This is a genomic window from Asanoa sp. WMMD1127, from assembly GCF_029626225.1.
Taxonomy (GTDB): domain Bacteria; phylum Actinomycetota; class Actinomycetes; order Mycobacteriales; family Micromonosporaceae; genus Asanoa.
On the sequence record NZ_JARUBP010000001.1, the window covers coordinates 615,538 to 628,485 of the forward strand.

General features: G+C 71.5%; 14 protein-coding genes. 8 read left to right on the plus strand and 6 right to left on the minus strand.

Translation table 11 applies throughout. The annotated features are described in order from the left end of the window. Positions 1-15: 15 nt before the first annotated feature. Entirely contained in the window at positions 16-606 is a 591-nt protein-coding gene (locus tag O7635_RS03040) for a YqgE/AlgH family protein (RefSeq protein WP_278078868.1), read from the minus strand. Positions 607-735: 129 nt separating this feature from the next. Between O7635_RS03040 and O7635_RS03045 the strand changes: the two genes are divergently transcribed. Further along, positions 736-1,539, plus strand: a complete 804-nt coding sequence (locus O7635_RS03045; RefSeq protein ID WP_278078869.1) for an S-methyl-5'-thioadenosine phosphorylase — start codon at positions 736-738, stop codon at positions 1,537-1,539. Here O7635_RS03045 and O7635_RS03050 read toward each other — a convergent pair. Next, positions 1,536-1,691, minus strand: a complete 156-nt coding sequence (locus O7635_RS03050) for a hypothetical protein (protein WP_278078870.1) — start codon at positions 1,689-1,691, stop codon at positions 1,536-1,538. The genes O7635_RS03045 and O7635_RS03050 overlap by 4 nt on opposite strands. A 140-nt stretch (positions 1,692-1,831) precedes the next feature. Here O7635_RS03050 and O7635_RS03055 point away from each other — a divergent pair, with 140 nt between their 5' ends. Next, positions 1,832-2,284 carry a hypothetical protein gene (locus O7635_RS03055; RefSeq protein ID WP_278078871.1) on the plus strand — a complete coding sequence of 151 codons (453 nt, stop codon included), beginning with the start codon at positions 1,832-1,834 and terminating at the stop codon, positions 2,282-2,284. 251 nt (positions 2,285-2,535) lie between these two features. Here the strand turns inward: O7635_RS03055 and O7635_RS03060 are convergent, their stop codons facing one another. After that, positions 2,536-2,949 (minus strand): hypothetical protein, encoded by a 414-nt coding sequence (locus tag O7635_RS03060; protein ID WP_278078872.1) that lies wholly within the window; start codon positions 2,947-2,949, stop codon positions 2,536-2,538. 188 nt (positions 2,950-3,137) lie between these two features. Here O7635_RS03060 and speB point away from each other — a divergent pair, with 188 nt between their 5' ends. The 3 genes from speB to O7635_RS03075 are packed head-to-tail and all read left to right on the plus strand — an operon-like array spanning position 3,138 to position 5,655. Beyond that, the gene (gene speB / locus O7635_RS03065) at positions 3,138-4,148 is read left to right on the plus strand and encodes an agmatinase (protein ID WP_278078873.1); all 1,011 of its coding nucleotides are present in this window, start codon (positions 3,138-3,140) and stop codon (positions 4,146-4,148) included. Between the two features lie 51 nt (positions 4,149-4,199). Next, positions 4,200-5,237 (plus strand): MBL fold metallo-hydrolase, encoded by a 1,038-nt coding sequence (locus O7635_RS03070; protein ID WP_278078874.1) that lies wholly within the window; start codon positions 4,200-4,202, stop codon positions 5,235-5,237. A 4-nt stretch (positions 5,238-5,241) separates the two neighbouring features. Beyond that, positions 5,242-5,655: a VOC family protein gene (locus O7635_RS03075; protein ID WP_278078875.1), complete on the plus strand. Its 414-nt coding sequence runs from the start codon at positions 5,242-5,244 to the stop codon at positions 5,653-5,655. Here the strand turns inward: O7635_RS03075 and O7635_RS03080 are convergent. Next, positions 5,639-6,352, minus strand: coding sequence for a DUF2071 domain-containing protein (locus tag O7635_RS03080; protein ID WP_278078876.1), 714 nt, complete (start codon positions 6,350-6,352; stop codon positions 5,639-5,641). The genes O7635_RS03075 and O7635_RS03080 overlap by 17 nt on opposite strands. Before the next feature lie 74 nt (positions 6,353-6,426). On the opposite strand from O7635_RS03080, the gene O7635_RS03085 reads away from it, so the two are divergent. Beyond that, complete coding sequence (locus O7635_RS03085) at positions 6,427-8,256, plus strand: alkyl sulfatase dimerization domain-containing protein (RefSeq protein WP_278078877.1); 1,830 nt, start codon at positions 6,427-6,429, stop codon at positions 8,254-8,256. On the opposite strand, the gene O7635_RS03090 is transcribed toward O7635_RS03085, so the two are convergent. Then, positions 8,257-9,462 (minus strand): epoxide hydrolase family protein, encoded by a 1,206-nt coding sequence (locus tag O7635_RS03090; RefSeq protein WP_278078878.1) that lies wholly within the window; start codon positions 9,460-9,462, stop codon positions 8,257-8,259. A gap of 235 nt (positions 9,463-9,697) precedes the next feature. Here O7635_RS03090 and O7635_RS03095 point away from each other — a divergent pair, with 235 nt between their 5' ends. Next, positions 9,698-11,629, plus strand: coding sequence for a KUP/HAK/KT family potassium transporter (locus O7635_RS03095; RefSeq protein WP_278078879.1), 1,932 nt, complete (start codon positions 9,698-9,700; stop codon positions 11,627-11,629). A gap of 8 nt (positions 11,630-11,637) precedes the next feature. Here O7635_RS03095 and O7635_RS03100 read toward each other — a convergent pair whose 3' ends face one another. Then, positions 11,638-12,015, minus strand: a complete 378-nt coding sequence (locus O7635_RS03100) for a metalloregulator ArsR/SmtB family transcription factor (protein WP_278078880.1) — start codon at positions 12,013-12,015, stop codon at positions 11,638-11,640. Positions 12,016-12,116: 101 nt separating this feature from the next. Between O7635_RS03100 and arsM the strand changes: the two genes are divergently transcribed. Beyond that, positions 12,117-12,872: an arsenite methyltransferase gene (gene arsM / locus O7635_RS03105; RefSeq protein ID WP_278078881.1), complete on the plus strand. Its 756-nt coding sequence runs from the start codon at positions 12,117-12,119 to the stop codon at positions 12,870-12,872. Positions 12,873-12,948: the final 76 nt, after the last annotated feature.

Here is a 12,948-nt window from a genome sequence, read left to right on the forward strand (position 1 = left end):
CCGGCAGGGGTGCCCTCAGTTCAGGGCGACATCCGCCGGGAAGTGGGCGACCGCCGACAGGATGCCGCCCTGCCTGCGGAGGACCATCGGCCACAGGTCGTCGGGGCGGTCGACGAAGGCGTCACCCGGTAGGGCGTCGAAGACGAACCACGACCCGCTCTGGATCTCTTCCTCGAGCTGGCCCGGCGACCAACCGCTGTAGCCCGCGAACACCCGTATGCAGGTCAGCTTCTCGCGCAGCGCGTCGGGGTCGATCGAGAGGTCGAGCGTGCCGATCGAGCCCGACACGGGGTGGAAGCCGCGCATCCGCGGGCGCTGGGCCCGCATGCGGGCGAGGCAGATCGCCGACTCGGGCTGCACCGGGCCGCCTTCGAAGAGCACCGCGGGGTCGCGGGCCAGGGTGCCCCAGGCGCCCAGCACGTCCGAAACCGGCACCTCGGTGGCCCGGTTGAGCACCACGCCGAGGGCGCCGCCGGGCTCGTGGGCGACGAGCAGGACGACCGTACGGTCGAAGTTGGGATCTTTGAGCGCCGGCGTGGCAACCAGGAGTCGACCGGTCATCGACTCCATCGACCGGCCCCCGATCGCCTGACCCTCGCCGTGCACGCGCCTACCCCCTGCCGCCGCACGGGGATAGGACATCAGGGTCGACCATCCACGCGCAACACATGCATCGCACCCTAGCCTGACCTACGGCCATGGTTAAGGCTGACAGCCTCGGCGAGAGGGATGAAAGTGACAGCACGCGCGGAGCTTGCGGTGATCGGCGGTTCGGGTCTGTACGCCCTGCTCGACGACGCGACGGAACACGTGGTCGACACGCCCTACGGCCCGCCGTCCGACCCGATCACGGTCGCCACTGTCGGGGACCGGACCGTCGCGTTCCTGCCCAGGCACGGTCGTAACCACCGTTTCCCGCCGCACAAGATCCCTTATCGCGCCAACCTGTGGGCGTTGAGAGCCCTGGGCGTACGCCAGATCCTGGCCCCCTGCGCCGTCGGTGGCCTGCGCGCCGAGCTCGGCCCGGGCAGTTTCGTGATCCCCGACCAGTTGATTGACCGCACCTCGGGCCGCATCCAGACCTTCTACGACGACGGCGCCGTACACGTGAACTTCGCCGACCCCTACTGCCCCGTCGGCCGCCGCACGCTGGAGTCCGCCGCCACCAGCAACGAGATCGCCACCACGACCAGCGGTGCGATGGTCGTCATCGAGGGACCGCGCTTCTCGACCCGCGCCGAGTCGCGCTGGTTCACCCGGATCGGTGGCGCGGTGGTCAACATGACCGGCTACCCGGAGGCGGTGCTGGCCCGCGAGTTGGCCCTCTGCTACTCGACGATCGCCCTGGTCACCGACCTGGACGCGGGCGTCGAGGGCGACCAGGGCGTCACCCAGGAGGAGGTCTTCCGCGTCTTCGGCGAGAACACCGCGCGCCTGCGCGGCCTGCTGATGGACGCGCTGGCCACCATCCCACTGGACCGCGACTGCCCGTGCTCGCACGCCCTCGACGGTCTGAAGCTCCCGATCGACCTGCCCTAGGCCGCACCCACCGGCAGCAGCGTCCCGTTGAGCCCGTCGAGCACCGGCCGGTCGCCCAACGGCTCGGTCAGCGTCACGCTGACGGGCTCGATCAGCAGCTGGTCGGTGCACTCGCCACCGTCGCGCGTCACCCCGCCGGTCACCACCACCACGTCGGGCCCGTTCGACGACGATCGGCGTGACGTCGCGGTCGCACGCCCCGACCCCGAGCGTGTAGCGCAGCTCCAGCCCGTCGACCCCGGTCACACCCTGCGCCGCGACCATCCCCACCGGGACGGGGCGGTTGACCGGCGTGGCTGCCGGCGAGGGGGTGGGCGCGGGCGCCGCGACCGCGTCGCGCAGCACCGCCCGTCCACCGTCGATCTCGAACCGCCACGCCGGCACGGTGGCGACTCCGCGGCTCGTGCGCATCGAGACCTCGGCCAGCGACACGCCCCGCACCGTCAGCCCGACGCAGTCGCCGCCGGCCGGCGCGGAAACGGAACCGTCGGGACCGGAGGAAGACGGGGCCGCAGGGGAAGAGGACACACACGGCGGCGGATCACCAAGATCCATCTTCTGGTACGCCTCGGCCGCACTCGACAACGGCTGCCGCGACGACCCGTCAGGGAACACCACCGTCCCGGCCGCCGGCCGGTCGGCGGGCAGCGCGACCGCGGCCGTCCACCAACCCGCCACCAGCGCCCGCTTCTCGGCCTCGGTCAGCTCACCGTCGACGCTCGTCGGCTCCTGCAGCGGCACGTAACCCTGCCGCCACGCGCTGTCCTTCGGCGACCACCCGTCGGCCACCTCGGCGGCCCACTGCGCCACCGCTTCATAATCGTGGGACGGCGACGCGGGACCACCGCCGTCGCCGACACTGCCCGGCGCGGCGCACGCCGACAGCGCCACGACGACACCACCGACGACGGCGGCGAGACGACCCGCCCGTACGAAACCCATGCCAGGTCAGACGGCGGCCCAGGGCGATCGGTTCCGCGAGATCACCCGATCAGGTCAGGTTTCTCCCCCGATGTCTGTCTCGTACGCGTCGTAGACCAGGTCGGCGCCGCGCTGCCGGTGGCGCGACAGCGCCCGCAGCACGTCGCCGCCGCACCGACGCAGGTCGTCGACCCGCGTGCCGGGCTGGTCGGCACGACGCTGCAACGCCGCCAGCGCCACCGCGATCGCGGCGTGGTCGCGGATCAGCTTGTGCACCCGGTGGCGCAGCCGGGGCGCGTGCTCGAGCAGTTCCGCGTAGAGCCCGTCGTCTCCTTCGGTCACCACGATGTGCTCGGCGAACGCCGCGCGCAGCGACCGCAGCCGGTTGCTCACCCGTTCACGCCAACCCGGTTCGGCGCTCGGTGACGCGATCGCGTGCTCGAACATCTGGATGTCGCGCAGCAACGCCGCCCGGTGCCGGCGCGCCACCTGGAGAGAGATCGCATCAGCGAACGTTGGTTGTGTGCCGCCCACCGCACACCTCCGGTCTGTAGAGACCTTTGCACCGATAGTGACGGCGGTCACACCGGCCTGTAAAGGGAAACGGCGGAACCCGTTGGTACCGCGGCGATCGGCTCGCCCCACCGGTCCCAACAGACCCGCTAGCGTGGCTGACCATGACCCGGTACGGCGCGATGTACGGACCCGACATCACCTTCCTCGGCGTGCCACCGTGCGACCTCGGGACGCCGGCCGGGTGGGCGGACGCCGACGTCGTCATCCTCGGCGCGCCGTTCGACGGGGGCACCTCGCACCGTCCGGGCACCCGCTTCGGCCCGTCGGCCATGCGCCAGGCCTGCTACCTCCCGCACGACGGATCGCGGCCGGCGCTCGCCTTGCGCACCGACGGGCTCAACGACCTCCGGGTGTACGACGCGGGCGACGTCGAGTGCTTCTCCGGCGACATCGAGCGCAGCGTACGGGTGATCGAGGAGGCCGTGGCGACGATCGCCGCGGCCGGCGCGATCCCGGTCGTCCTCGGCGGCGACCACACGATCGCGCTGCCCGACGTCACCGGCGTCGCCCGGACACACGGGTTCGGCCGGGTCTCCGTGGTGCACTTCGACGCGCACGCCGACACCGGCTACAGCGAGTTCGGCTCGCTGCTCGGGCACGGCCAGCCGATGCGCCGGCTGATCGAGTCGGGCGCGGCCCGCGGCGACCGGTTCCTGCAGATCGGCCTGCGCGGCTACTGGCCCGGCCCCGAGACGCTGGACTGGATGGCCGAGCAGGGCATGCGGGCGTACGAGATGAGCGAGATCGTCGCCCGTGGCCTCGACACCTGCCTGACCGAGGCGTTCGCGATCGCGGTCGACGAGTGCGACGGCGTGTTCCTCTCGGTCGACGTCGACGTGGTCGACCCGGGCATGGCGCCCGGCACCGGCACACCCGAGCCCGGCGGGTTCACCTCGCGCCAACTGCTCGACGCCGTCCGCCGGGTCTGCCTGGAACTGCCGGTGGTCGGCGTCGACGTGGTCGAGGTGTCACCGCCCTACGACCAGGCGGAGGTCACCGCGTTCCTGGCGAACCGCGTCGTGCTGGAGGCGCTGTCGGCCATCGCGTACCGCCGGACGGGTCAGGTCTGGGATCCGGCGCGCCCGCTGCTGGACGGCCGGCGACCGGAATGAGATTGGTCACCGCCGATTGTCCTGTCCGGCCGGTCGGGGTCTGATCGAGGGATGGTCGAGGTCACCGGCACCGTGCAGCGCACCGCCTGGCAACGGCGCGAGCTGCCGCCGGTGGAACAGGTCCGGCCCGGCCTGTGGTCGATCCCGGTGCCCATGACGGGCAGTCCGTTGCGCTACGTCCTGGTCTATGCGCTGGCGCTGCCAGACGGCGTGGCCCTCGTCGACGCCGGGTGGCCCGCCGACGACGCGTGGGCGGCGTTGGTCGACGGGCTGGCGAGCTGTGGCTACGCGCTCACCGACGTGCGGGCGGTGCTGGTCACCCACTGGCACGCCGACCACCACGGTTTGGCGGGCGCGGTCCGCGAGGCGTCCGGCGCGTGGATCGGCATGCACGCCCTCGACGCCGCGGCCGTGAAGGGGCGCAGCGACCCGGGCGAGTTCGTGGCGACCATCAGCGCCTGGGTACGCGAGCGCGGCGGCACCGACACCGACGTGGCCGAGACGGTCGGCTCGGTCGACGACGCGCGAGCCCGCCGCGCCCTGGTCGACCCGGACCGGCTGATCGACGACGGCGACCGGCCGCTCGGCGCGGCGGCCGGCGTGCGCGCGGTGTGGACGCCCGGGCACACGGCGGGCCATCTCTGCTTCCACGACGAGCAGCGGCGGCTGCTGCTCGCCGGCGACCACGTGCTGCCGCGGATCAGCCCCAACATCACCCTCCACCCCGGACAGACGGCGGACCCCCTCGGCGACTTCCTCGGATCGCTCACCCGGACGGGTGACCTGCCGGTCGACGAGGTGCTGCCGGCCCACGAGTACCGGTTCGCGGGCCTGCCGGACCGGATCGCCGCGCTGCGGGCCCACCACGCCGACCGCCTGGCCGAGCTGACCCGGGTGGTCGCCGCAGCCCCCGATGCCACCACGTGGGAGATCGCCGAGCGGCTCACCTGGTCGCGGCCGTGGGCGCAGGTGCAGGGCATGATGCGGCGGGCGGCGGTGGGCGAGACGTACGCCCATCTCGCGCACCTGGCGCGGTCCGGCGCGCTGCGCCGGGCGGGCGGCGAGGTCGACCATTGGTCGATAGCCTGACGCGATGAACTGGACCCTGGAAGTCGTCGTCGTGCCGGTCTCCGATGTGGACCGGGCGAAGGAGTTCTATTCCACGAAGTTGGGCTTCGCCGTCGACCACGACACGCAGGGGCCGGGCTTCCGCATCGTGCAGCTGACCCCGCCCGGCTCGGGTTGCTCGGTGGTCATCGGCTTCGGCGCCGTGCCCGACATGCCGCCCGGCTCGCTCAAGGGCCTGCAGCTGGTCGTCAACGACCTGGTCGCCGCCCGGGCCCAGCTCGTCGAGCGGGGTGTCGACGTCGGCGACATCGTCGTCTACGGCGCCAACGGCCCGCGGGCGCACGAGGAGGGCGACGACCTCAACAACGTCGGCTTCGTCAACTTCACCGACCCCGACGGCAACGCCTGGGCGGTGCAGCAGATCACGAACCGGTCCTGACCCGGCGCCAGCCGCTGACCCGCACCAGCACGCCGGCCGAGGCGTGCGGAAGCGGGTCGCCGACGGGCGCCGGCAGGCCCGCCGCCTCGATCAGGTTCTGGTCGAGGTCGAGGAGCTCCGCCTCCCGCAGCGGCCACGGCCCGTGCTCCGCGTCGGCGGCCACCATCCCGCCGTCCCGCACGCTGTAGAGCCGGTGCCGGGCGGTCAGGAACGTGGCGAGCGCGTCCGGCTCCGGGATCGGGGCGCCGACCCGCACGGTGGCGTCGCAGCGCCGGCCGGGCTCGCGGTGCCGGCGGCAGCGGTAATGGTGCACCGGCCCGTCGACCCGCACGGACATGGCCGACCACACGTAGGGCAGCGAATAGGTGAGGTGGGCGACGACCACGGGGGCCAGCCGGTCGGCGTCGAGCGAGAAGAACCAGATGCCGGAGCGACCGTCGGGGCCGCGCACATAGGTGCGCACGTTGGTCTCCGGGAACCGCGACAGCCACGGCAGCGCCGGCACCCAGGGCGCCCGGATGCCGGCCATCACGAACGGCACGAGCCCGACCCAGGCGTCACCGTCGTGGGTCTCGACGGTGAGCCCGCGCGGCAACAGCGCCTGGACGTCGGCGGCCGGGTAGCGCCAGTGCAGGAACGTCAGGTCCCGCCACGTCTGGAACATGACCGGACGCTCGACCACCGGCGACTCCTGCACTCCCCCACCGTACGACCCAGGCTGATCCGAGACTTGGACCAAGTTCGCCCCTGATGTCGGTAAGGTCGGGTTTCGTGGACGCCGACTACCCGTACGACGATCAACGGGATTTCGCCAACGCCCGCCGCGGACGATTGGCCGCGCTGGACCCGGCGGTGGTCCATGGTGCCGACGGCGCGGTCGTGTGGGACAACGACTCCTACGCGTTCCTGGCCGGCGAGCGGCCCGACACCGTGCACCCGAGCCTGTGGCGGCAGTCGTCGCTGGTCGTCGAGCACGGTCTGTTCGAGGTCGTCGACGGCATCTACCAGGTGCGTGGCCTGGACCTGTCGAACGTGACCTTCGTGGAGGGTGACTCCGGGGTCATCGTCATCGATCCACTGATCTCGGTCGAGACGGCGGTCGCCGCCCTGCGGTTGTACCGGTCGCAGCGCGGCGACCGGCCGGTGAGCGCCGTGATTTACACCCACAGCCACGTCGACCACTTCGGCGGGGTCAGGGGCGTCGTCACGCAGGACGACGTCGACTCCGGCCGCGTGCCGGTCATCGCCCCGGCGGGCTTCCTCGAGCACGCCATCGCGGAGAACGTCTACGCCGGTGTGGCGATGGCCCGGCGGGCCGGTTACATGTACGGCGCCGCGCTTCCCCGCAACCCGCGCGGCGGCGTCGGCGCGGGGCTCGGCCAGACCACCTCGACGGGGACCGTCAGCCTGATCCCGCCGACGGTGGACGTCACCCACACCGGTCAGGAGCTGACGGTCGACGGCGTGCGCATGGTCTTCCAACTGGCGCCCGACTCCGAGGCGCCCGCCGAGATGCACTTCCTGTTCCCGGACCGGCGGGCGCTGTGCATGGCCGAGAACGCCACCCACACGTTGCACAACCTGCTCACCCTGCGCGGCGCGGTGGTCCGCGACCCGCACGAGTGGGCCGGCCACCTGACCCGGGCCATCGAGATGTTCGCCGGGCAGGCCGACGTGCTGTTCGCGTCGCACCACTGGCCCACGTGGGGCGCGGACGACATCGGCGAGTTCCTGGGGCTGCAGCGCGACCTCTACGCGTACCAGCATGACCAGACCGTCCGGCTGATGAACCGGGGCGCCACCGGCATCGAGATCGCCGAGCTGCTCGAACTGCCACCGGCGCTGCGCGCGGCCTGGCACACACACGGCTACTACGGATCGATCAGCCACAACGTCAAGGCCATCTACCAGCGTTACCTCGGCTGGTACGACGGCAACCCGGCCCGACTGTGGCAGCACCCGCCGCAGGCGGCCGCCCACCGCTACGTCGAGTTCATGGGCGGCGCCGACGCGGTCGTCGAGAAGGCCCGCCGCTGCGCCGACGAGGGCGACCTGCGCTGGGCGGCGCAGGTCCTCGACCACGTCGTCTTCGCCCAGCCCGACCACGCGGCCGGCCGGTCGCTGCTCGCCGACGTGCTCGAGCGCCTCGGGTTCGGCTGCGAGAACGGCACCTGGCGCAACAGCTACCTGTCGGGCGCGGTCGAGCTGCGGGACGGCAACTTCGGTACGCCGACCGCGACCTCGTCACCCGACATGGCCGCGCAACTGCCGCCGCGGATGCTCTTCGACGCGGTCGCGGTGCGGGTGGACGGACCGCGAGCCTGGGCCCTCGACCTGGCTCTGCGCTGGCACTTCCCCGACCACGGCGAGTCGTATCGCACCACCCTGCGCAACGGCGTCTTCACCGCCGTCCAGGACGGCGCCGGCGACGTAGGCGTGACGTTGACGGTTCCCCGCGCCGCCCTGGTGCACCTCGCCACCGCGGACTTCGACGGTGCCGCTGGCGCCGGCATGACCCTCGACGGCGACCGGGAGGTCCTCCGGCAGCTCGCCGGCGTGCTGGACCCGGGAGACCCCCGGTTCGCCATCGTCGAGCCGTGATCAGGCGGCCCGCATCGGGGCGAACGCGGCGCGCATCTCGGCCGCGAACACGTCGGGCTCCTCCCACGCGGCGAAGTGACCGCCGCGGTCCGCCTCGTTGAAGTAGGCGGGATCGGGATAGACCGTCTCGACCCAGCTGCGCGGCGAGGCCCAGATCTCGCCCGGGAAGGTCGTGAAGCCTACCGGCACCCGGACCGGCGGTGGCGGCTGGCCGGACGCGGTCGCGGCCGCGAGGAACCGGCCGAACTCCCAGTACCACCGGGCGGACGAGGCGCCCGTGCCCGTCAGCCAGTACAAGGTGATGTTGTCCACGACCGTGTCCCGCGTGAGCCCACCCACCGGGTCGTCGTCGACGAACGCGCTCGCCATCTTGTAGTAGCTGTCCGTGTCGTGGTCGAGCATCCAGGCCGCCAGCCCGACCGGCGAGTCCAGCAGTGAGTAGCCGATCGTCTGTGGTCGCGTCGACTGCTCCAGGAAGTAGCCGAAGCCGTCCGTCGTGAACGTCTCGAGCGCGTCGTGCGCGACTTGCTCCTCTTTGGACTCGTTCGGGAGCATGTCCTTGATGCCGATCGCGCCGGCCAACAGGCTGACGTGGATGCCGAGCAGGCCGTCGGGCGCCTGGCGACCCAGCGCGTCGGTGACGGCGGCGCCCACGTCGCCGCCCTGGGCCACGTAACGCGGGTAGCCGAGCCGGCTCATCAGCTCCGCCCACGCACGCGCGATGCGACCGTTCTCCCAGCCGAGCTCGGTCGGTTCGCCCGAGAACCCGTAGCCCGGCAGCGACGGCAGCACCAGGTGGAAGGCGTCCTCCGCCCGTCCGCCGTGCGCCGTCGGGTCGGTGAGCGGGCCGACCACCCCGAGGAGCTCGGCCACCGAGCCGGGCCAGCCATGCGTCATGATCAGCGGCAGCGCGTCCTCGTGTTTGGACCGCACATGGACGAAGTGGACGTCGACGCCGTCGATCTCGGTCATGTACTGCGGCAGCGCGTTGAGCTTCGCCTCGAACGCGCGCCAGTCGTGGTCGTCGACCCAGTAGCGGGCCAGTTCCCGCACCGTCTCCAGTTGGACTCCCTGGGAGCGGTCGGTGACCAGCTCCTTGGTGGGCCATCGGGTGGCGGAGATCCGGCCGCGCAGGTCGGTGAGTGATTCCTCCGGCGTGTCGAGCCGGAAGGCGTGAATTCCATTGTCGCTGGTCAAGTTCTTCACCTGCCAGGTGTCGACCAGCGCCGGAGCGCCGGCGGATGGTCGGTCGTCGGCCCGGGTTGACGGGCCCGAGCCGGACCGGCTGGCATCCGATCATTGTCACACCACTCGCCGCTCGGCGGAGCGAAACGCCTCCGAAGCCAGCCGTTGGATGAGTCTTGACGCTTCCTTGACGCGGTGACCCGGGACCCGACCGGCAGGATGGACGGCGGTGTCGCGATCTCGAGAGGGCTCCCAGGTGCAGACAGATACTCGCCCGGCCGCGTCGCGCGGCGGACGCGACGTCGTCCGGGCGGCGGTCGTGGTCGGCGCGCTCGGGGTCGTCTTCGGCGACATCGGGACCAGCCCGCTCTACGCGCTCCAGACCGTGTTCAACCCGGCCGACCCGCATCCGGTGCCGGTCAATGACGAAAACCTGTACGGCGTCGTCTCACTGGTGTTCTGGGCCGTCATGCTCATCGTCACCCTCACCTACGTGACGCTGGTGATGCGGGTCAGCAACCAGGGCGAGGGCGGCATCATGGCCCTGATCACCCTGTTGCGCCGGTTGACCGACGGACGGGCCCGCCGGCGGGCGCTGGTCCTGGCCGGGCTCGGCGTGTTCGGCGCGGCGTTGTTCTTCGGCGACAGCATGATCACGCCAGCGATCTCCGTGCTCTCCGCGATCGAAGGACTGGAGGTCGTGCAGCCCGGCCTCGCCGACGCGGTCGTCCCGGTCACCGCGGTCATCATCGTGCTGCTCTTCCTCGTCCAGCGCCAAGGCACGGCCGTGGTCGGGCGGTTCTTCGGCCCGGTGATGATCACCTGGTTCCTGGCGATCGGCGCGTGCGGCATCGGCGGGATCATCCAGAACCCGGCCATCCTGCGGGCACTGTCCCCGACGTACGCCCTCGGTTTCCTGTTCGGGCACTTCCATATCGCGTTCTATGCGCTCGCGGCCGTGGTGCTGGCGGTCACCGGGGCCGAGGCGCTCTACGCGGACATGGGTCACTTCGGGCGGCGGGCGATCACCCGCGGCTGGCTCCTGCTCGTGCTGCCCGCCTGCATGCTCAGCTACTTCGGCCAGGGCGCGTTGATCCTCGACGACCAGAACGCGATCAGCAGCCCGTTCTTCCTGCTGACGCCGGGCTGGGCCCGCCTGCCGATGGTGGTGCTCGCCACGGCGGCGACGGTCATCGCGTCGCAGGCCGTCATCACCGGCGCCTTCTCGGTGGCGAGCCAGGCCGCTCAACTCGGCTACCTGCCCCGGTTGCGCATCGCCCACACGTCGGCGTCGACGATCGGCCAGATCTACGTGCCGTGGATCAACTGGCTGCTGATGGTCTCGGTGCTGACCCTGGTATTCGCGTTCCGCTCCTCGGCCGCTCTCGCGTACGCCTATGGCATGGCCGTGGTCGGCACCATCACCATCACCACGCTGCTGTTCTTCTATCTCGCCCACGTCCGCTTCAGGACTCCATTGTGGATAGCGGTGACCGGCGCCAGCATCCTGTTGGCGATCGACCTGTTGTTCCTGGCGGCCAACCTCACCAAGCTGCTGCACGGCGCGTGGCTGCCGCTGCTGATCGGGCTGACCGCGTTCACGGTGATGACGACCTGGCAGCGGGGTCGCCAGGTGGTCACCGGCGAGCGGGCGCGCGCCGAGGGTTCGCTGCGAGCCCTGGTCACCTACCTGCACAGCCACGCCGGTGGGCTCACCCGGGTGCCCGGCACCGCCGTCTTCCTCAACCGCGGCAAGGAGACCACGCCGCTGGCGCTGCGGGCCAACGTCGAGCACAACCACGTGCTCCACCGGCACGTGGTGATTCTCTCGATCGAGACCGAGACCGTGCCGTACGTGCCTGACAGCGAACGCATCGAGGTCGACGACCTGGGTTTCGCGGAGGACGGGATCGTGCACGTCATCGCCCGGTACGGCTACATCGAGACGCCGAACGTGCCCGCCGCGCTCGCGCTGCTCGAGCCGGACAGCACGGAGGGCGTGCTCGACCTCGACGACGCGTCGTACTTCCTGTCGAAGATCGAACTGACCCGCGGCGACGCGCCGACGATGGCTGCCTGGCGCAAGCGGCTGTTCATCGCCACCTCCTACGTCACGGCGGACGCCGCCGAGTACTTCGGCCTGCCGCGCGACCGCACGGTCATCATGGGCTCCCGCATCGCGGTCTGAGCCCGCCGTCACCGCTGCCGCGCCCCCGCGGCATCGAGATGCCCCACCGACTCAGCGACGAACGCCGGCGCGTCGCCCTCGTCAGCCAGCGCCGAGATGTCGAGCAGCTGGGACAGCGGCGCGAGGGCGCTCGGGATGACCCAGTAGTAGACCCAGGTGCCGCGGCGCTCACAGTCGATCAGCCCGGCCTCACGCAGCACGCGCAGGTGATGCGAGATCGTCGGGCCCTTGACCTGGAAGGCGTCGGTGAGGTCGCAGACGCAGATCTCCCCGCCGGCCCGCGCCGCGATCATCGACAGCAACCGTAGGCGCACGGGGTCGCCGAGCGCCTTGAAGGCCTTGGCCAGATCGGCGGCGCCCGCCTCACTCAGGGGTTCACGGACCATCGGCGCACAGCAGGCTTGCGTACTCACCGGACTATCTTGACAACTGTCGAATCAGCGTGCAAGTCTCTGCCTTGACGGTTATCGAATCAGGAGGTGCTGAGATGGCAACGGGGTACGAGACGCCGGTGACCCGTGAGGACGTCCGCGACCGCTACGCGGCGGCCGCGTTGAAGGTGCTCGACCAGGCCGGCTGCTGCGGTGGTGGTGGCGACGGTTGCTGCGGGCCTGCGGAGGACGAGGGCCTGTATTCCGCCGACGAGCGTGCGGAGCTGCCGCGCGCGGCCGTGGAGGCGAGCCTCGGGTGCGGCAACCCACTGATGGTGGCCGACCTGCACGAGGGCGAGACGGTGCTCGATCTGGGCTCCGGCGGTGGCATCGACGTGCTGCTGTCGGCCCGCCGGGTCGGCCCGAGCGGCAAGGCGTACGGCCTGGACATGACCGACGAGATGCTCGAGCTGGCCCGCCGCAACGCCGCCGAGGCCGGTGCGACCAACGTCGAGTTCCTCCGCGGCCACATCGAGGACATCCCGCTGCCGCCCGCCAGCGTCGACGTGGTGATCTCCAACTGCGTGATCAACCTGTCGACCGACAAGCCGGCCGTGTTCGCCTCGACCTTCGCGGTGCTCAAGCCCGGCGGCCGCCTCGGCGTCTCGGACGTGGTCGCCGACGACAGCCTCACCCCACGCGAGCGCGCTGAGCGCGGCAACTGGGTGGGCTGCATCGCCGGCGCGCTCTCGTTCACCGAGTACGAGCAGGGCCTGACCGCGGCCGGCTTCGTCGACGTGGAGATCACCCCCACCCACGAGGCGGCCGAGGGCATGCACTCGGCGATCGTCCGGGCTCGAAAGCCGCACTGACCGCACGCCGCGAGGTCAGCGATGGACAACGCCCGCGGCCGACGTGGGGACGGCGGGCGCGCCGCGGCCCGTCCGC